The organism is Dactylosporangium roseum (assembly GCF_025264685.1).
Lineage (GTDB): Bacteria > Actinomycetota > Actinomycetes > Mycobacteriales > Micromonosporaceae > Dactylosporangium > Dactylosporangium roseum.
Map to the genome: position 1 here is coordinate 8,086,288 of NZ_CP073721.1, position 19,100 is coordinate 8,105,387.

Genomic DNA, 19,100 nt, shown 5'->3' on the forward strand with positions numbered 1-19,100 from the left:
GAAACAAAAGCAAGGCCGACGTCCCCCGTCCGAACGTCGGCCTTGCTCGATCGCCGAACCCTTCAGTACCGCCGGTAGCAGGGGTATCCGGTGGCCTGCACCCGCTCGGGAACGATCTGCCGGGCCTGCGAACGGCCCAGGTTCCAGCCGCGCCAGTCGTCCGGACTCTCGGCCAGGTCCGCCGAGATGTCGGAGAGCGCGCACTCCCGTGCCCCCGGTGGCAGCCGGTCGAGCTCGGGCGCGGCGTCGGCGGAGAGCGTCCGCAGGTACCAGACGTCGGCGTTGTGGGCGTTCACCCGGTCGACGTTGCGTGCCGCGATGAACCGGTCCGGATTCAGCACCGCGAGGCCGAGCAGCGTCACGACCCAGAGCGCGACCGCGACCCGCGGCAGCCAGGTCGCCCGCCGCCCCAGCCCGGCGATCAGGACGAGCACGAACAGGGCACCGAGCCACAGCTCGAACGCGTAGACCAGGACCCGCAGCCGGGTGAAGCCGTAGGCGTCCTGGTACACGTCCATCCGGCGGAGCGCGGACGCGACGATGACCAGTGAGCAGACGGCGAGCAGGCCGAGGACGGCCCTGAGCAGCACCCGGTCGGCGGTCTTCGCCCGGGGCGCCTTGCGGACCGTGACGGCCATGACGACGAGGGTCAGCAGCGTGACGACCAGGAGCTGCCAGAAGCCCTTGCGGGCGTACTCGGCGAAGGTCAGCCCGACCGTCCGCATCACGTAGTCCCGGTCACCGAAGAGCACCGTGAGCTGGATGCCGACGAAGAGGACGAACATCAGCAGCAGTGCGCCGACCGGCACCAGCCACTCGATCCGCCGGACGGTGCGCGGCTCGCCGGCCGGCCCGTCGCCGATCGACGACGGGCTGTCGACGAGATACGCGGCACCGAACAGCAGCCAGGCCGCGACAACCGCGACGAGCACCCAGCGGACCACCGTGGCGGCGGAGAAGTCGGGCAGAATCCCCGACACGACCCGGTCGAACGCCGCGTCCGCGCTGGCGAACAGGGCACCGAACACGACGAGCAGCACCGCACCGAGGCCGATCGAGAGGGTCAGGCGGATCAGATTGTCGGCGCCGTCGGCATGACGCTGCCGGACGAAACCCCACCGCACCCACGGCAGGGATCGGAAGCCGGCGATCGGCAGGTTGACCACCGCCGTGAGGACGGCCGGCACGCGACGGCCCCGGCCGACCGCGAGCGCCACACAACCGAAGGCGGCCAGCAGGCAGAGTACGAAGAGCCAGCCGGCCGCGCGGAACGCGCCGACCGAGAGCAGCGCCAGCGCCGCGACGCTCCAGATCGTCGCCTCGGCAGGGGTGGTACGGCCGGCGCCGCGCCCGCTCCGCACCAGCACCACGGCGAGCGAGACGAGGAGCCCGAGCCCGGCGGTGGGCCAGCCGATGCCCGGCCGGTCGACCGGCACCGATGCGGCGGCGATGACAGCGGTCACGATGCCGCCGATGAGGACCGGCCGCTCGGCCGCGGCGGATCGCTGTGGCCAGCGCCGCTGGAAGAGCGTCGGCTGGGGCGGCCCGAGCAGGACCGGGCTGATCAGGGCCGGGTTGACCGGCCGTGGCACCGGCGGAGGCTGACCACCCGGCGGTGCGGGGTATGCGGCGATGACGTTCGCGACCTGCGGGCCACCGCTCGGGTGCGGCGTGCTCGGCCGGGGGCCGTTGTGCGGCGGGCTGCTCCGGCGGTCATCACGTGGACCACCCCGGCCACCTTGCCCGGCGCCTTGCCCGGCGCCTTGCCCGGCGCCTTCACTGCTGGGCCCGGCGCTTTGCGGGGGTGCCGGGGCGTCGGTCGGCGATGCTGCCCGGGGCGCGGGTGGTGAGAACGGCGCCGGCCGGTCCCGGGCCTCGGGCGACGGGGGTCCTTCCCCCTCCGGTGCGGGGTCGTGGTGCTGGTCGTTCGCGGGGTCGTCCGGCGAAGCGGGCATGACAACAAGGCTCCTCAGGGCGCACGGATCCGCACCACCGGCGGCATGCGCCGGTCGCGGCTGCGGGGACGGAACTGCGGAGGACCGCTACACGGGCAGCGACACCCGGATGCGGCAGCCGGGCTGGTTGTCCGGCTGTTCGATGACGGCGATCGTGCCGTCGTGGAGCTGGATCAGCCACTGCGCGATGGCCAGGCCCAGGCCGGTGCCGCCGCCGGAGGCGCGGGCGCCGCGGGTGAACCGCTCGAAGACTCGTTCGCGCTCGGCGTTCGGGATGCCGGGACCTTCGTCGACCACCTCGATCATGACCCGGTCCGCGTCCCTGCGGCCGATGATCGTGACCGTGCCGCGGTCCGGGCTGTGGCGGGTGGCGTTGTCGACGAGGTTGGTCAGCACGTGGTGCAAACGGGCCCGGTCCGCGCTGACCAGGGCGTTCTCGGGGAAGGAGCAGGAGAGGTACTCGACCTTGTAACCGGCCGCCGTGGCCTTGACCTCGGCCTCGGCCACAACCTCGTGCAACAGGTCCTCGATGTAGAAGGTCTCGCGCTCCAGCGGTACGACGCCGGCGTCCAGACGCGAGATGTCGAGCAGCTCGGTCACCAGGCGGCCCAATCGCTCGGTCTGCGCGAGCGCGGTGCGCAGCGTCGCCGGGTCGGGGTCGGCGACCCCGTCGACCACGTTTTCGAGGACGGCCTGGACAGCGGAGATGGGCGTCCGCAGCTCGTGGGAGACGTTGGCGATCAGCTCGCGCCGCTGCTGGTCGGCGGCGGCGAGTTCCCCCGCCATCTGGTTGAACGCGACGGCGAGCTGGCCGACCTCGTCTTTCGACGTCGCGCGGACCCGCACGGAGTAGTCGCCGCGGGCCATCGCCTTGGCCGCCGCGGTCATCTCGCGCAGCGGCGAGGTGACGCCGTGGGCCAGGATCTGCGAGGTGAGCAGGCCGACGATCAGCGCGATCGCGCTCGTCGTCGGCGGCATCCAGCCGATGCCGATCCGGAAGACGACGAGGCCGGCACAGGCGGACGCGAACAGCAGCACCGCGAGCTTGAGCTTGATCGACCGCAGCGGATCCAGCGGCCGGGGCAGGAGATCGAGGATCTTCTTCATGCCGACTCCAGGGCATAACCGACGCCGTGGACCGTCCTGATCAGGTCGGCGCCCAGCTTGCGGCGGAGCGCCTTGATGTGGCTGTCGACGGTGCGGGTCCCCGACGCGTCCGCCCAGCCCCAGACCTCGGCCAGCAGGCGCTCGCGGGGAAGTACCGTCCGGGGCCTCGCGGCGAGGTTGACCAACAGGTCGAACTCGGTCGGGGTCAGGTGGGCCTCCACGCCGGCGCGGGTGACCCGCCGCTGTGCCCGGTTGATCTCCAGATCGCCGAGGATGATCGGGGCCTGGTCGGGATCCGGCCGGACCTGCGCGAGCCGTTCAAGCCGCCGGAGCAGGACGTGGACCCGCGCGGCCAGCTCGCGCATCGAGAACGGCTTGGTGAGGTAGTCGTCGGCGCCGACCGCCAGCCCGACCAGCATGTCGGTCTCGTCGTCACGGGCGGTGAGCATGAGCACCGCGACGGGTCGCTCGGCTTGGATCCGCCGGCAGACCTCAAGGCCGTCGAACCCGGGCAGCATCACGTCGAGAACGACCAGGTCGGGCCGGATGAGCTTGGCCGCCGCGACCGCGGAGGGCCCGTCGTGCGCCTGGTCGACCGCGAACCCCTCGGCGCGCAGCCGCACCGCGATGGACTCGGCGATCATCCGCTCGTCCTCGACGACCAGCACTCGCCGGCGCTCCCCTGCTGCGTTCATGCTTGGCAGCGTATTCCCGGGTCGTGCAGGGCCTCAGTCGGCAATGTGGAGGCTTTGTGGAGAACTTCGTCAGGTCCACGACTTGGCGGCGCGCACAAGACGGTCCTTCAGCTCCCTGGTGTGGCGCCGCGAGACCGGCAGCTCGTGGTCGTCGATGAGCACGACGTATCCGCTGTTGGTCATCCGCAGCTCGGTGATCAGCTTGAGTTGCACCAGGTAGGAGCGGTGCACCCGCACGAACCCGGCGTCGGCCCAGCGCTCGGCGAGCGTCGCGAGCGAGACGCGGACCAGGTGCGAGGCGTCGGCGGTGTGCAGGCGCGCGTAGTCGCCCTGCGCCTCCACCCAGCGCACCGACGACCTGGGCAGCATCCGGGTCGTGCCGGCGAGCTCGACGGGGATCGTCGGGTCGTCCTGCCGGTCCCGCCGCCCCGCCACCGCCGGGTGTGCGGGGACCAGCCGGGCGGCGAGCACCCGGCGCAGCGACTCGGCGATCCGGTCGGCGCGGACCGGCTTGCGGACGTAGTCGGCGACGCCCAGGTCGAAGGCCTCGGCGGCGCGGTCGTCGTACGCCGTCACGAACACGACCGCCGGGGGCTTGGCGAACCGGCCCAGCACACGGGCGAGCTCCATGCCGTCCAGGCCGGGCATGCGGATGTCGAGGAACACCACGTCGACGTCGACGTCACGCAGGACCCGCAGCGCCTCGGTGGCGTCGCCGGCGGTGTGGAGCCTGCCGACACGGGGATCGGCGCGCAGGAGGTACGCCAACTCGTCGAGGGCCGGCACCTCGTCGTCGACGGCGAGCACGCGCAGGTAGCCGGTCTGGGCCGGCTCGACGATCACGCCCTTCACGCGCTGCTCCTGACTCCCGGATGGAACTTCGGCACCCGCATGCTCACCTTCGTCCCGGCGCCGGGTGCGGTTTCGACCACCACTCCGAAGCCGTCCCCGAAAACCGAACGTAGCCGATCGTCGACGTTGCGCAAGCCCACGTGCTGACCGGTGTCGACGCCGTCGTCACTGGACAGCAGCGCGGCCGGGTCCATGCCCACGCCGTCGTCTTCGACCGTGATGTGACACTCGGCGCCGGCGTCCCGCGCCACGATGCTGATCGTGCCCATCCCGGGCTTGCGTGACAGCCCGTGCCGCACAGCGTTTTCGACCAGGGGCTGCAAGCAGAGGAACGGCAGGGTCACCGGCAGGACTTCGGGGGCGATCTGGAGCCGTACCTGGAGGCGTTCGCCGAACCTGGCACGCTCGATCGTGAGGTACCGGTCGATGGAACGCAGCTCCTCGGCCAGCGTCGTGAATTCGCCGTGCGCGCGGAAGGAGTACCGCGTGAACTCGGCGAACTCCAGGATGAGCTCACGGGCCAGCTCAGGATCCGTGCGGACGAAGCTGGCGATCGCGGTGAGCGCGTTGTAGATGAAGTGCGGGCTGATCTGTGCCCGGAGCGCCCGCACCTCGGCACGGGCCAGGCGGGCGCGCGAGGTGTCGAGCTCGACCAGCGCGAGTTGGGTGCCGACCCAGCGGGCCGTCTCGACGGTGGCCTGCACCAGTCCCGGCGCCGGCGGACCGTCGGACAGCGCGACCAGGGCTCCTTCCCGCTGCGCCAGCGGCACGACCACCGCGCCGCGCACCGGGCAGTCGACGAGATCGCAGGGCAACTCGTCACTGCCGAGCACGGTGGAGCGCCCGGCGGTCACCGCCTTCGCGGCGGCGACCGCGACCTGTTCGCGGTGGTGGTCTCCGGCACCGTCGAAGGCGAGCATCCGCGCGGCGTCGGTGACCGCGATGCCGGCGGCTCCGGTGAGGGTCCGCAGATGCCGGACGGCCTTGCCGGCGGCGGCCTCGGTGAGCCCGGTCCGCAGCGGTTCGGCGGCGAGGGCCGCGATGTGGAGGACGTCGTACGTGGCCCGCTGCGCCGCGGTGGCGATGGCTCGCCGGCTGCGCAGCCGGGCGACGGCGTAGACCGCGGCGGCGAGCGCGGCCGCGAGAACGACGACCACCAGGGCCGCCGCGAGATTCCCTCCCACGCCACTCATGCTGCCCGCCCTCACCCGCGTTGGGTAGCTCGCGGTGTCGAGGCCTCCGTGGCGCCTAGTACGCGCCCTTGCGGAAGACCACCACGCCGACGGTCCGCCACATCGTGTGGAGGTCCAGGACCAGGGACCAGTTGTCGACGTAGTACAGGTCCAGGCGAACCGCGTCGTCCCACGACAGGTCGCTCCGGCCGCTCACCTGCCACAGGCCGGTGATGCCGGGACGGACCAGGAGCCGGCGGCGGACGTCGCCCAGGAAGTCGCCGTCCTCGGCCGGCAAGGGGCGCGGGCCGACCAGGGACATCTCGCCGACCAGGACGTTGAGAATCTGGGGCAGCTCGTCGATCGACGTGGCGCGCAGCCACTTGCCGACCTTGAACACCCGCGGGTCGTTCTTCATCTTGAAGAGCAGCCCGTCGCTCTCGTTCTGGCCGTCGAGCATGGCCTGGCGCTCTTCGGCGTCGACGTACATCGTCCGGAGCTTCCAGACCTTGAACGTCTTGCCCTCACGGCCGACCCGCGGCTGGCGGAAGAAGATCGGGCCGGGATCGGAGATCTTGATCGCCAGGGCGATGATCGGGAAGAACGGCAGCACGAGCAGCAGGACGATGAGCGCGAGCACGCGGTCCATGACCGTCTTGAACAGCCAGCCGATGCCGGAGAGCTTCGGCTCCTCGACGTAGAGCAGCGGGATGCCCTCGATCGGCCGGATGTGCACCCGCGGGCCCGCGATGTCGGTCAGTTGCGGCGCGACGGCCAGGTCGATGCCGGTGCCCTCTAGCTGCCAGGCCAGGCGGCGCAGCTCGACCGGCTCGGCGCTGGCGGAGCCGCACACCGCGATCGTGTCGGCGTTGATCTCACGGACCAGGGAGAGGATGTCGCGACCGGCGTGCACGGGCACCGGGGTCGTGGCGCTCGGGTGCGGCGCGTAGCCCTCGGTCAGGTGGATGCCGACCGGCACCAGGCCGGCGGCGGGGTCACGGGCGATCGCCTGGTGGACCTCCAGCGCCTCCTGCAGCGTGCCGATGAGCAGCACCCGATGGGTCGCCAGGTGGAACCTGGTCCGCCCGACGTGCAGGGCACGGCGGGCCAGATAGCGCAGCATCAGCACGAACAGCAGCGCGCCGATGAGGGCCGCGCCGACGGAGGTCCGGGACACGTCGGTCTTGAAGGCGAAGGCCGCGAAGGCGACGATCGCCACGACGGTCCACGAGGCACGCACCACGCGCTTGAACTCGTCGGTGCCGGTGCCGAGGTATCGCCGGTCGTAGGCGCCGTGGCCCCACAGAACCAGGATCCAGACCGCCGGGAGCAGCACGTAGGCGATCAGGTTGAACAGGCCGGGCTGCCCCTTGAAACCGGCCGTGATCTTGTCCGGATCCAGGTTGGCCGTCGCCGTGAGGCTCGCGAGCGCAGCTCCACCGAGGTCGAGCAGGAGCAGGAGCGCGGCATAGGGGCGATGCCACCGGGAGGCGCGCTTGGTGCGCTGCCAACTGGAGCGGGGCACGCCGTTGGGGCCGAGCGGCGTCGTCAACTCGTGGTCCGGGAGGATCTCGAAACTGTCGAGTTCACCCAAGGTCGATCTCCGGCTCGGCGGGGTGGCCGGACGTTGGAGACTAGCGGTCACCTCAGTGCGTCCTCTCGCACCGCGATGCTGGACCGCGGCGCTCAACTGCTCGACCGGTTGCGTTGCGTCCGTCTTGCCGGTTGGTTCACGGACACCGGAAAGCACGTCAAGAGTGTCCCATGGCAGCCGTGACAACCGACGACGACCGGCCGACACTAGTTGCTCAACGTGTTCGCTGTCGAGTGCTGTGCCGTAGGCCGGACAGAACTCCGCGTGACAATTACCCCGAGTAGCGCAGCACCCACCAAACAACACAGAAGGGGCAGCAAACTGCCGGCCGGCGGTTGCCATGCGCCACCCAACGGATCCAGCCCGTGGCTGATGCCGTGCTGGAACCGCGTCATGACCCGGGCCAAGGCATAGAGCTGCATCGGTACGGTCAACGCCACCCCGATCAGCACGGACGGCCGAAGCCAGCCCTTATCGGACAACCACGCTGCGTAACGTTCGGCCGCCCCTGCCAGGAGCACCACGCCGACGCCGAGGGGCATGACGTACCGGCCGTGTGCGAAGTGCCCGACCTTCGGCGCGAAGTAGAGTTCGAGGGCCACCAGGAGCGCCGCACTCGCCACGCCGGTGGTCACGACGGCCACCCGCAGGCGGCGGCCGCCGAAGTACAGCGCGGGGAGCACCAGGGCGGCGATCAGGAGGTACCACAGCCCGATCATGCCGATCGACACCGTCGTCTCGCCGTAGTTGAACTGGCCGATGATCTGGCGGGTCCAGAACTCGGCCCGCGCGTCGGCGATGTCGCGCAGGATGGCGCCGGATGTCGTCGGCGGGATCGGGCGGGTCGTCCCCAGGTCGCTGCCGCGCGCGGCGACGGTCGCCCAGAAGATCGCGAACACGGCGCCCGCCGCGGCCGGGACCAGAAACGGCCGCCGGAGCAGCTCGCGAGGTGACGTTCGAGTCACGAAGAGTGACGCGGCCAGCACTGCCACCACAAACATCGGTCCCAGATCGCGGATCGTGAACAGCAGGGCGGCGGCGATCCCCGCCGGCCAGCCGATCGACCGGGTCAGGAGCGCGACGAAGAGCAGGATCGCGGCGCTGATCTCCATGCCGTTGGGGTTGATCGAACCGTTGAGGTTGATCACCATCGGGGTCGCGGCGAGCACGACCGCCGCGGTCAGCAGCGGGTTGCGGGCGCGGACGGCGAGCGCCACGGCCGTGGCGAGCAGGAGCGCCGTCAGCGCCGCGGAGAGCACGCGGGACCCGATGAGGCCGGCGTTGTCGGGGCTGATCCGCAGCGGGAGCCCGACGAGCGCATAGTAGACGGGGCTGTACCGCGCGGCCGCGCTCGGCATCAGGGTATCGCTGCGATCACCGTTGGTGACCAGACAGGAGGCGGGGCGGTACTGCGGCTTGTCGATCCAGGTGCAGTCGGCGTTTTCCGGCAGGAGGCTGCGCGGACCGGTGAACGCGTGGGTCTCGATGCCGCTCGCGTCGACGGCGCGGTCGTGCGGCAGCCACTGGCCGGTCCACACCGCATAGGCGCGGACCAGGTGCTGCTTCTCGTCATACGTGCCGTTGACCGGCAGGGCAAGCGCCCAGGCGACCCCTAAGAGGAAGAAGGCGGCGAAGGCGAACGAAAAGGCACGGCGCACCGCGTCAGCGTACGAGCTTGGACAGTCGGCGGTCCGCCAAGGGCTTGCCGTTGGTCTGGCAGGTGGGGCAGTACTGCAACGACGTGTCGGCGAACGACACCTCACGGACCGTGTCGCCGCAGACCGGACAGGGCAGGCCGGTGCGCGCGTGGACCGCGAGCCCGGAGCGCTTCTCGGACTTGAGCGTGGCGGCCTTCTGCCCGACCGACCTGGTGACCGCGTCGGCGAGGACGGTGCGCATGGCGGCGTGGAGCCGGCCCATCGCGTCGTCGGCGATCTTGTTGGTGAGCGCGAAGGGGGACAGCTTGGCGGCGTGCAGGATCTCGTCGGAGTAGGCGTTGCCGACTCCGGCGAGGATGGTCTGGTCGGTGAGGACACCCTTGATCTGACCGTTTCGTGACCGTATGGCGGCCGCGAACTCGTCCTCGGAGACCGACAGTGCGTCGGGGCCGAGCCGCGACACGCCCGGCACGAGCCGCGGGTCGGTCACGAAATAGGCGGCCAGGCTCTTCTTCGTGCCGGCCTCGGTCAGGTCGAAGCCGCTGTCGTCGTCGAGGCGCACCCGCAGCGCGATCGGGCCGGAGCCGGGCTTGAGCGGCGTCTTGGCGTTGAAGCCGTCGCGATAGTGCAGCCAGCCGGCACGGGCCAGGTGGACGACGAGGTGGAGGTCGTCACCCACGTGGATGTCGAGGAACTTGCCGTGCCGGGACGCGCCGGTGATCGGCTGACCGGCGGCACCGGTGATCGGAGGATCGAAGGTCTTCAGCGCGCTGATGGCGGACACTTCGATCCGCTCGACGGTGTGGCCGACGGCGCGCTCCCGCAGGAACGCGGCGAGCGCCTCGACCTCAGGAAGCTCGGGCACCCGTACAGTCTGCCGTAAATCGCGGGCCGTAGGCTTTTTCCGTCATGAAGCCCGCCATGAAGGTCGTCGTCGCGCACAACAGGTATGCGTCCGGTCAGCCGTCCGGGGAGAACGTCATCGTCGACGCGGAGATGGCGCAGCTCGCGGGGGCCGGGCTCACGGTGCTGCCGTTCCTGCGCAGCTCCGACGAGATCGGCACGTTCTCGACCGCGCAAAAGGTGCTGCTGCCCCTGTCACCGATCCGCAACGGCGCCGCACAGCGGGCGCTGGCGGCGCTGCTGGCGGCCGAAAAACCGGATGTTCTGCATCTTCACAACCCGTATCCACTCATATCACCATGGGTCGTGAAGACCGCGCACGCCCACGGGGTGCCCGTCGTACACACCGTGCACAACTACCGGCAGGTCTGCGCCCCCGGGCTGTACTTCCGCGACGGGCGCATCTGCACCGAGTGCCGGGGCAAGGCGTTCGCGCTGCCGGCGATCCGGCACACCTGCTACCGCGGCTCGAAGGCACAGTCCGCGGTCATGGCGGCGACCCTCGCGTACCACCGCGGCACCTGGCGGCACGTGGACCACTTCATCGCGCTGACCGACCGGATCGCCGCACATCTCGTCGACTTCGGCATTCCGTCCGAGCGGATCACGGTGAAGCCCAACGGCATCCCGGACAGCGGTGCGGCGACCGCGCCGGGCACCGGGTTCCTCTACGCGGGGCGGCTGACCCCGGAGAAGGGCCTCGAGCTGCTGCTCGACGCGTGGCAGCGGCATCCGGTCGGTTCGCTCGGCGAGCTGCGGATCGTCGGTGACGGCCCGCTGCGGCCGCTCGCCGAGTCCACCGCCGCCGCACGCACCGACGTGACCTACGTGGGGCCGCTCGACAACACCGGGACGCGGGCCCAGATCGCGGCCTCGGCCTGCGTGATCGCCGCGTCGACGTGGCACGACGTGCTGCCGACGATCATCCTGGAGGCGCTGTCCGGCGGCCGGCCGGTGCTGGTCACGGACCGTGGCGGCATGCCGTTCCTGGCCGGTGACGCCGGCTGGGTCGTCCAGCCGGACGCCGCGTCCCTCGCCGAGGGCCTGCGAGCCGCCGCCGACGGCGCCGCCGCCCTCGCCGAGGTCGCCCGGCGCCGGTACGAGGAGCACTTCTCCCCCGACATCCTGGTCCGGCGCCTGATCGGCATCTACGAGTCGGTGCGCGACCGGTCGTGACGGTACGGGTCCGGTGGACGATCGCCGCGGTGGTGGCCGCCGGGCTGGCCGCCGGGGCGGTCGAGCTCGCGGTCGACGACAGCGCCACCGACGCGCTGCTGGCCCTGCTCGCCGGGCTGATCGCCGGCGCGACGGGTGCGCTCGGCGTGTCGCTGCTGCCGCTGGCCGACTGGCGCGGGCTCGTCGTGGGCGCGGTCTTCGTCGGCGCGGGGGTGCTGAGCTGGACGTACACCGACACCGGCGGCGTGGTGTGGACCCTCCTGCTGCTGTCCGGGCTGCTGTTGCTGTACTGGGCGTGGCCGTACCGGACCCGGCCCGCCCTGCCGCTGCGCCTCGGTGGCGCGTGGCTCGGCGTCGCGTACTGGGTGCTGGGTGTGCTCGGCGCGCTGCTGGTGCTCAAGGCCGACATCGCGCTGCAGCGGCTGCTCTACGCCGGGTACTTCGGCCTGGTCGTGCTGGTCGTCGTCGCCTTCGCCGGCGCGCGGTTCAGCCTCGGGATCGCGGCGTCGTTCGTGCTCGGCCTCGCGGTGCTGCTGCTCGCCGGCTCGGGCAACCTGTTCACCTCGCCGCACGTCGTGCCGGACACCCCGTGGGGCACCGGGTTCGAGTACCGCTTCTGGGGCATGCGCTGGCTGTTGTACCACCCGAACGCGATGGCGCTGGTCTCGGTGCTGGCCGCGATCCGGATCGGCGCCGACCGCACGCCGGCCTGGTGGCAGCGCTCCGGCGTCGTGGCACTCGCGGTGCTGATCCTGTGCGTCAGTGACTCGCGCACCGGTTTTCTGGTGCTGCTCGTCGCGGCGGCGGCGTATGTCTTCGTGTCGCGGACGGAGGCGGTCGTACCGGCTGTCGCGCTGGTCGCGGTCCTGGCCGTCAACGGGCCGTCGTTCATCGTCAAGGAGCGGTACGGCAGCGACGCCGGGATGAGCAGCGGTCGCGTGGAGACGTGGCGGCAGGTCGCGGCGGACTGGCGGGCGGACAGCGCCGCGGAGAAACTGCTGGGCAACACCCGGGACGCCCGGGCCACGGTGTATCGGGCCAGCAGCGGTCCGGACATCAAGCTGACGGTCGACAACGCCCCGATCGCCGCGCTGCGCAAGGCGGGCGTCGTGGGTGTGCTGACCTTCGTGGTCGGCGTGGTCCTGCTGTCGTGGAACCTGTGGCGCCGCCGTGCCCACGCCCCGCCCTGGCTGCTGGTGCTGTTCCCGGCGGCCCTGGTGAGCACAGTGACCAACGAGTGGCTGCTGGGCGGCACGGGCAGCACGCTGTGGCTGCTCCTGCTGTCCGGCGAGGCGGCGCTGCTGACCGTCCGGCGAGAGGCTGTGCCGGCTGAGGCGGGACCCGCGCGCTAGCGCCTGGTCAGGCGCTCTTGGCCGCGTCCAGGCGAGGCGTCGCCGGGGACTCGGGAGGAGGGCCGACCCGCTTCAGGGCTTGGAAGTAGAGCGTCATCATGCAGATCAAGCCGGCCGTCGAGCCGGTCAGGAGACCCCACGCGGCGCCGTGCAGGCCGTAGTTCGCGCCGATCGAGAGGCCGGTCAGCGAGATGGTCGCGAAGACGACGTACTGCACGAAGAGCATCCGTGCCCGGTGCATGCCGCGCATCGCGGCCGTGAACGGGACCTGCAGCAGGTAGACCGCCCCTTGCAGGGCGATCGGCAGGGCCAGCGGCGCGGCCTCGGAGAACTTGCCCGTCCTGGTGAGCGCCCACGACACGAGCGGCCAGACGATGATCACCATCAGCGTGCCCAGCACCGCGAACGCGATCGCCAACTGGCGGGTCTGGCGGCGCAGGGTCGCGGCCGCCTCGATACCCTCGGCGCCCGGCCTGGCGGCGGCGGCCGCGTTGCGCGAGGCGCGGGGCACGAGGAGGCCCTGGATCGCCGCGACCAGGTTCTGCACCGGCTGGAGCTGCACCGTCTGCACGAAGCGCAGGTTACCCAGGTCGATCTTGGAGAGCTTGCCGGCGACCAGGAAGCTGATCGACAGCACCTGCACCTGGGCCACGACTGCGGTCGCGGTGAACCAGCCCGACAGATGGCGGGTCTCGGCGAGCCACGCCTTCGGGTTGCCTCCCCACGGCAGGTGCCCCTCGCGCAGCACGTAGACCGTCGCGCCGGCGGTCGCGCCGATGCCCCACGCGGCGAGCAGGCCGCCGGGGGTGGAGTGGCCGATCAGCACCATGACGAGGATCGCGATGCCCTGGGTGCCCGCCCAGACGAGGTCGATGCCGAGGGCCTTCTCCGGCCGGCGGTCGGCGAGGTAGTCACACCGGGCGGTGTCGTGCAACATGATCGGGACCATGAACGGGGTCAGCCAGATCAGTTCATGCAGGTCGATCTTCCCGCTGTGCGGCCACATCAGCCAGATCCCGACGAAGATGACCGTCGTGACGAGCCCGGAACACAGGGCGGTCGTCAGCCCGTTGCGCACCAGCCGCACCCGGTGGTCGCCGTCGTACCGTGACGCCAGCGCGAGAAGGACGTCGCCGACGATGGCCCGGTTGAGGTACATGGAGAAATAGCCGACGCTGAGTGCGAGCGCGAGCGCACCGAACTGTTCCTTGGCCAGCAGGACGCCGCCGAGCAGCGTGTTTGCGGCGTTGGCGGTGGCGATGACCACCTGGTCGAGCAGGCCGGCGCCGACAAAGCGGGAGGCAGCACGCAACGCCTGGCCGCGGCGGGACGGCTGGTCGGTCACGAGCCGTGCGGGTTGCGAGCGGGCTTCACGACACGCACCATACGGGACTTTTGGGTGACGCGACTATCCGCTGCCGAGGCAATCACCAGCTCACGTCGAGCGGCTTCCCCTCCGCATAACCCGCCGCGCTCTGGACACCCACCGTCGCACGCTCAGCGAACTCCACCAGGTCGGCCGCACCGGCATAGGTGCAGGCGCTGCGCACACCCGCCACGATCGCGTCGAGGATGTCCTCGACGCCGGGGCGGCGCGGATCGAGATACATCCGGGAGGTCGAGATACCCTCCTCGAACAGTGCCTTGCGGGCCCGCTCGTAGACGCTGTCGTCGGCGGTGCGGCGGCTGACCGCGCGGGCCGAGGCCATGCCGAAGTTCTCCTTGTAGAGCCGGCCGTCGGCGTCGCGCCGGGGATCGCCCGGGGACTCGTGCGTGCCGGCCAGCCAGGAGCCGATCATGACGTTGGACGCGCCGGCGGCCAGTGCCAGGGCGACGTCTCGCGGGTGGCGGACGCCGCCGTCGGCCCACACGTGGCGGCCCATCCGCCTGGCCTCGGCGGCGCACTCGAGCACCGCGGAGAACTGCGGCCGGCCGACGCCGGTCATCATCCGGGTCGTGCACATCGCGCCGGGCCCGACACCGACCTTGACGATGTCGGCACCGGCCTCGAGCAGGTCGGCGGTGCCCTCGCGGGTGACGACGTTGCCGGCGACGATCGGCACGCCCGGGTCGAGCGCGCGGACCGCGCGCAGCGTGCTGATCATCCGCTCCTGGTGGCCGTGCGCGGTGTCGACGACCAGCACGTCGACGCCGGCGGCGATCAACTTGTCGGCGCGGCCGGCGGCGTCGCCGGTGATGCCGATCGCGGCGCCGATGCGCAGCCGCCCGTCGGCGTCGACGGCCGGCTGGTAGAGGGTTGCCCGCAGCGCGGAGGTGCGGGTGAAGATGCCGACGAGCCGGCCGGCCTGGTCGATCACCGGCGCCAGCTTGTGGTGGCCTGCGGCGAGCCGGTTGAAGGCGTCCTCGGGGGTGATGTCGTCGGGCAGCGTCAGCAGTCTTCGCGACATGACGCCCTGCAACTGGCTGAACCGGTCGACGTCGGCGCAGTCGCTCTCGGTCACCACGCCGATCGGCCGGCCGTCCTCGACCACGATCACCGCGCCGTGTGCACGCTTGGGCAGCAGGTCGAGCGCGAGCGACACGGTCTCGGTCGGCCCGAGGGTGATCGGGGTGTCGTAGACGAGATGGCGGCCCTTCACCCAGGACACGGCTTCGGAGACGACATCGATCGGGATGTCCTGCGGGATGATCGCGAGTGCGCCCCGCCGCGCGACGGTTTCCGCCATACGCCGACCGGCGACGGCGGTCATGTTGGCAACGACGATCGGGATCGTGGTGCCACTGCCGTCGCGGGTGTTGAGATCCACCGCCATCCGGGACTCCACGGCCGAGCGGCTCGGCACCATGAAGACATCGTCGTAGGTGAGATCGTGAGCAGGCGTCTGGTCGTTGAGGAACCGCACGTTTCCGAACTTTATCTCGATGCCTCAGATTGATGGGCAAGTCTTGAGAGTTGGCCTCAGGGGCGGGAGGATGTCCGTACCGTGCCTTGCGAGGAGTGATGCGCCCATGCAAGTACACGAAGCCATGTCCGCGGTCGTGGTACAGCTCGGCCCGGACCATACCCTGCGTCAAGCCGCACGGCTGATGTCCACCCACAAGGTCGGTTCGGCGGTCGTCGCCGACCCCGACGGCGCCGGGGTCGGGATCATCACCGAGCGGGACATCCTCAACGCGCTCGGCACCGGCCTCGACCCAGACGTCGAGCGGACCGCCGAGCACATCACCTGGGAAGTCGTCTACGCCAGCCCGACCTGGACGATCGAGGAAGCGGCGAGCGCCATGGTGCGCGGCGGCTTCCGCCACCTGGTCGTCCTCGACGAGGATGACGTGCTCGGGGTGATCTCCGTGCGCGACATCATCCGAGTCTGGGTCCAGACCACCATTCCGGCCTGACCGCGGCGGTCCCGGCCGGCCGTGTCCCAGGTCATACTCCCGGGCCCGACGCTCGGGATGACCGGCGTGGGGCACGCTCGGCCGGAAAAGCATGGCGCCGATCCGGGCATCGGCCGAAAAACCGCCGCACTCCGCCCGGTGGACGAGCCGGAACTCGGCTGAGTCGTCCGCGGCGGCTCTCGTAGGCTGCCATCATGCAGCTCATTTCTTTCGCCCGTGGCGCACCCAGTCTCGACATCGTCGACGTCGACGGACTCAAGGCCGCCGCCGTGCGGGCCTTCGAGGCCGACCCGGCTGGCATCACCGCCTACGGCACGTCCGTCGGCTACCTTCCTCTGCGCTCGTGGATCGCCACCAAGCACGGTGTGGAGGCCGACCAGGTCATCGTGACCAACGGCTCGCTGCAGGCCGACGCACTGCTGTTCGAGCACCTGGTCAAGCCCGGCGACGCGGTGGTCGTGGAGAAGCCGACCTATGACCGCACCCTGCTCAACCTGCGCAACCTGGGCGCCGAGGTGCACCAGGTGTCGGTCGAGGAGGACGGCCTCGACGTCGAGGAGCTGCGGAAGCTGCTCGACAGCGGCGTCCGCCCGACCCTCGCGCACATCATTCCGAACTTCCAGAACCCGGCCGGCGTCACCCTGTCGGCGGACAAGCGGCGAGCCCTGGTCGCGCTGGCGGAGCGGTACGGCTTCACGATCTTCGAGGACGACCCGTATGCGGACATCCGCTGGCGGGGCGAGAAGCTGCCGACGATGCTGTCCCAGGACACGGCCGGCGTCGTCGTCCACGCCAGCTCCTTCACCAAGACGGTCGCCCCCGGCCTGCGGGTCGGCTACCTGGTCGGTCCGCAGGCGACGATCGCCGCGATCGCCAAGCGGGCGACGAACCTCTACATCTCGCCGAGCATGGTCGCCGAGGCGATCACCCACCAGTTCTGCGTGAGCGGCGACATCGAGCGGTCGATCGCCAAGGTGTCGGCGACGCTGGGCGAGCGCGCCCGGCTGCTGGCCGAGGGCCTGCGCAAGCACGTGCCCGACGCGCGGTTCGTGGAGCCGGACGGCGGCTACTTCCTCTGGGTGGAGCTGCCGGAGGACGTCGACACGACGGAGCTGGAGAAGGTCGCGGCGCGGGACTTCGGCGTGGCCGTGGTCAAGGGCAGCGACTTCCTCCTCGAGGGCGGTCGCAACGCGGTCCGGCTGGCGTTCTCGGCCGTGCTGACGGATCAGATCGACGAAGGCGTGGCCCGCTTGGCCGCGGCGATCGAGGCCGTTCGCAAAAGCTGACACCAAACCGTGATGATGGGGGTGGTTCCCCAGCCGGTACCGGATGGATCAAAATCCAGCCCGGCGCGCTTTGCGAATCGCGCCGCAGGCATCACCCCCGCCCCCCAACGGCACCGGGTGGGCCGACCGCGCCCCCACCCCCCACCTGCGGTCGGTCCACCCGGTGCCAACGTTCGTTCCGCCTGGGAGGTCGTGATGGCCGACAATCAGCAGAACACCGCCGGCTCGCTGTCGCGTGCCTTCTCCCGGCCTGTCCGGGCGATGTCGCGGATGCTGAGTTCGCCGGCGCCGGCCGTGCCGGCGGTGCAGCCCGCCGTGGGCAGCGCGATCGTCGACTGCGCGCTCTACGTCGACGGCGTCCGCCAGCCCGGTGAGTGGCACTACGCGGAGGCGCTGCACGCGGCGCGCCGGCACCGCAGCGGCTTCGTGTGGATCGGCCTGAAAGAGCCGCACGCCGACGAGATGTCGGCCATCGCCGAGACGTTCGAGCTGCACGAGTTGGCCGTCGAGGACGCGGTGACCTCGAAGCAGCGGCCGAAGGTCGAGCGGTACGGCGAAATGATCTTCGTGACGATGCGCACCGCGCGATACGTCGAGCACGACGAGATCACCGACACGAGCGAGGTCGTCGAGACCGGCGACGTGCTGATGTTCATCGGCGAGCACTTCATCATCACCGTGCGGCACGGTGACGCGAGCCGGCTCGCCCCGGTCCGCTCCGGCCTGGAGCAGCGCCGAGAGGTGATGGCCCGCGGGCCGTGGGCGGTCGCCTACGCCGTGACGGACAGCGTCGTCGACACGCTGGTCGAGGTGGCCACCGGCATCGAGGAGGACGTCGCGGCGGTCGAGGACCAGGTGTTCGCCCCGTCGCGGAGCAGCGGCACGAGCCGGATCCAGAGGGTGTACCAGCTCAAGCGCGAGCTGATGGAGTTCAAGCGCGCCGTGCTGCCGCTCCAACGGCCCCTCGCCGGGCTGGCCACCGGCCAGTTCACGGAGGTACCCGACGAGATCCGCCGGTACTTCCGCGACGTCAACGACCACCTGGCGCGCGCGGTCGAGCAGGTCCTGTACCTCGACGACGTCATCAACTCGGTGCTGCAGGCGCGGCTGGCGCAGGTGAGCGTCGACCAGAACAACGACATGCGCAAGATCGCCGCGTGGGCCGCCATCGCCGCGGTCTGGACCGCGATCGCGGGCATCTACGGGATGAACTTCGACTTCATGCCGGAGACCAAGTGGGTCTTCGGCTACCCGGGCGTGATGGCGTTGATCGTGGCGATCTCCGCCGGGCTCTACCGGGCCTTCCGCCGCAGCGGCTGGCTCTGAGCACATCTGAGGCGCACATAGGTGGGCCGTCCCCCGTGGCCGGGGACGGCCCGCCTACGCGATCGATCGTGCTAAGAACGACTGTTCTTCGACGCCGTCTGCGGCATCGAGGGCTTGTCGTGCTCACCGCCGCCGGACGTGCCGGTGCCGGTGCTCTTGCTACCGATCAGGTCGGAGGCGCGGTCCTTCGCCGCCTCACCCATCGTCTTGGCCTTTTCGACGCCGGCGTCCATCGTGGACTTCGCCGATTCGAGCATCGCGCCGGTGTCGCCGGTCGTGCGAGTCGAGCCGTACTCGTCCCAGGCCTGCTGGTTGCGCCGGCGCCGCAGCATGGCGGACGCCATGCCCACTGCCGCACCGGCGACCAGGAGGCCACCCAGCGTCATCGGCCAGCGCCGTGTGCGGCCCTGGTTCCCCATCATCCTGGTTTTCCCCTTGCGCCCCATCTTCTCGGCCTTCTTGCCGGCCTGGCGGGAACGGTCGCGGGCGATCACGAGCACCGCGTCCATCCCACCCATCGCCGCGCCCTGTGCCTTGCGCAGACCCGGCTTGACCGCCTGACGGGCGGACTCGACGCGTGGCGCCAAGGCGCCCGAAGCGCCATCGGCGGCATGCGCCGCGGCCATCCGCAGGTGATCGAAGCTTTCCCCGAGCTCTTCCCGCATGA

General features: G+C 70.9%; 16 protein-coding genes. 5 read left to right on the top strand and 11 right to left on the bottom strand.

Annotated elements, in window-relative coordinates; translation table 11 throughout:
- Positions 1 to 62: 62 nt before the first annotated feature.
- The 8 genes from Drose_RS38095 to Drose_RS38130 form a co-directional block, all read right to left on the bottom strand.
- On the bottom strand, positions 63 to 1,592 hold the full coding sequence (locus Drose_RS38095; RefSeq protein ID WP_260726034.1) for a DUF4153 domain-containing protein: 1,530 nt from the start codon (positions 1,590 to 1,592) through the stop codon (positions 63 to 65).
- Between the two features lie 450 nt (positions 1,593 to 2,042).
- Positions 2,043 to 3,062 (bottom strand): HAMP domain-containing sensor histidine kinase, encoded by a 1,020-nt coding sequence (locus Drose_RS38100; protein ID WP_260726035.1) that lies wholly within the window; start codon positions 3,060 to 3,062, stop codon positions 2,043 to 2,045.
- The gene (locus Drose_RS38105) at positions 3,059 to 3,757 is read right to left on the bottom strand and encodes a response regulator transcription factor (RefSeq protein ID WP_260726036.1); all 699 of its coding nucleotides are present in this window, start codon (positions 3,755 to 3,757) and stop codon (positions 3,059 to 3,061) included. Before Drose_RS38105 ends, Drose_RS38100 begins: the two co-directional genes overlap by 4 nt.
- Before the next feature lie 69 nt (positions 3,758 to 3,826).
- Positions 3,827 to 4,600 (bottom strand): LytR/AlgR family response regulator transcription factor, encoded by a 774-nt coding sequence (locus tag Drose_RS38110; protein WP_260729955.1) that lies wholly within the window; start codon positions 4,598 to 4,600, stop codon positions 3,827 to 3,829.
- Positions 4,601 to 4,605: 5 nt separating this feature from the next.
- Complete coding sequence (locus tag Drose_RS38115) at positions 4,606 to 5,793, bottom strand: sensor histidine kinase (protein WP_260729956.1); 1,188 nt, start codon at positions 5,791 to 5,793, stop codon at positions 4,606 to 4,608.
- 64 nt (positions 5,794 to 5,857) lie between these two features.
- The gene (locus Drose_RS38120) at positions 5,858 to 7,375 is read right to left on the bottom strand and encodes a sugar transferase (RefSeq protein ID WP_260726037.1); all 1,518 of its coding nucleotides are present in this window, start codon (positions 7,373 to 7,375) and stop codon (positions 5,858 to 5,860) included.
- Between the two features lie 206 nt (positions 7,376 to 7,581).
- On the bottom strand, positions 7,582 to 9,033 hold the full coding sequence (locus tag Drose_RS38125) for a DUF2142 domain-containing protein (RefSeq protein ID WP_260726038.1): 1,452 nt from the start codon (positions 9,031 to 9,033) through the stop codon (positions 7,582 to 7,584).
- Between the two features lie 4 nt (positions 9,034 to 9,037).
- Entirely contained in the window at positions 9,038 to 9,898 is an 861-nt protein-coding gene (locus tag Drose_RS38130; RefSeq protein WP_260726039.1) for an Fpg/Nei family DNA glycosylase, read from the bottom strand.
- A 56-nt stretch (positions 9,899 to 9,954) separates the two neighbouring features.
- Between Drose_RS38130 and Drose_RS38135 the strand changes: the two genes are divergently transcribed.
- Both Drose_RS38135 and Drose_RS38140 read left to right on the top strand, forming a co-directional pair.
- A complete protein-coding gene (locus Drose_RS38135) occupies positions 9,955 to 11,112 on the top strand; it encodes a glycosyltransferase family 4 protein (protein WP_260729957.1) in 1,158 nt (385 codons plus the stop codon).
- Entirely contained in the window at positions 11,109 to 12,464 is a 1,356-nt protein-coding gene (locus Drose_RS38140) for a hypothetical protein (protein ID WP_260726040.1), read from the top strand. The genes Drose_RS38135 and Drose_RS38140 overlap by 4 nt, the downstream gene beginning before the upstream one ends.
- Before the next feature lie 7 nt (positions 12,465 to 12,471).
- Here the strand turns inward: Drose_RS38140 and Drose_RS38145 are convergent, their stop codons facing one another.
- On the bottom strand, positions 12,472 to 13,809 hold the full coding sequence (locus Drose_RS38145; RefSeq protein ID WP_260726041.1) for an MATE family efflux transporter: 1,338 nt from the start codon (positions 13,807 to 13,809) through the stop codon (positions 12,472 to 12,474).
- An 82-nt stretch (positions 13,810 to 13,891) separates the two neighbouring features.
- Entirely contained in the window at positions 13,892 to 15,328 is a 1,437-nt protein-coding gene (locus tag Drose_RS38150) for a GuaB1 family IMP dehydrogenase-related protein (RefSeq protein WP_260726042.1), read from the bottom strand.
- Positions 15,329 to 15,434: 106 nt separating this feature from the next.
- On the opposite strand from Drose_RS38150, the gene Drose_RS38155 reads away from it, so the two are divergent.
- The 3 genes from Drose_RS38155 (at position 15,435) to Drose_RS38165 (ending at position 18,433) form a co-directional block, all read left to right on the top strand.
- Positions 15,435 to 15,821: a CBS domain-containing protein gene (locus Drose_RS38155; protein ID WP_260726043.1), complete on the top strand. Its 387-nt coding sequence runs from the start codon at positions 15,435 to 15,437 to the stop codon at positions 15,819 to 15,821.
- Positions 15,822 to 16,015: 194 nt separating this feature from the next.
- On the top strand, positions 16,016 to 17,107 hold the full coding sequence (locus Drose_RS38160) for an aminotransferase-like domain-containing protein (RefSeq protein ID WP_260726044.1): 1,092 nt from the start codon (positions 16,016 to 16,018) through the stop codon (positions 17,105 to 17,107).
- 195 nt (positions 17,108 to 17,302) lie between these two features.
- Positions 17,303 to 18,433, top strand: coding sequence for a magnesium and cobalt transport protein CorA (locus Drose_RS38165; RefSeq protein WP_260726045.1), 1,131 nt, complete (start codon positions 17,303 to 17,305; stop codon positions 18,431 to 18,433).
- Between the two features lie 71 nt (positions 18,434 to 18,504).
- Here the strand turns inward: Drose_RS38165 and Drose_RS38170 are convergent, their stop codons facing one another.
- Positions 18,505 to 19,098: a hypothetical protein gene (locus Drose_RS38170; RefSeq protein WP_260726046.1), complete on the bottom strand. Its 594-nt coding sequence runs from the start codon at positions 19,096 to 19,098 to the stop codon at positions 18,505 to 18,507.
- Positions 19,099 to 19,100 lie beyond the last annotated feature (2 nt).

Excerpts from the sequence above, each read along its gene's own strand:
- Drose_RS38100 (WP_260726035.1), bottom strand. The coding sequence starts at position 3,062 with ATGAAGAAGATCCTCGATCTCCTGCCCCGGCCGCTGGATCCGCTGCGG.
- Drose_RS38105 (WP_260726036.1), bottom strand. The coding sequence starts at position 3,757 with ATGAACGCAGCAGGGGAGCGCCGGCGAGTGCTGGTCGTCGAGGACGAG.
- Drose_RS38135 (WP_260729957.1), top strand. The coding sequence starts at position 9,955 with ATGAAGGTCGTCGTCGCGCACAACAGGTATGCGTCCGGTCAGCCGTCC.
- Drose_RS38155 (WP_260726043.1), top strand. The coding sequence starts at position 15,435 with ATGCAAGTACACGAAGCCATGTCCGCGGTCGTGGTACAGCTCGGCCCG.
- Drose_RS38160 (WP_260726044.1), top strand. The coding sequence starts at position 16,016 with ATGCAGCTCATTTCTTTCGCCCGTGGCGCACCCAGTCTCGACATCGTC.
- Drose_RS38165 (WP_260726045.1), top strand. The coding sequence starts at position 17,303 with ATGGCCGACAATCAGCAGAACACCGCCGGCTCGCTGTCGCGTGCCTTC.
- Drose_RS38170 (WP_260726046.1), bottom strand. The coding sequence starts at position 19,098 with ATGCGGGAAGAGCTCGGGGAAAGCTTCGATCACCTGCGGATGGCCGCG.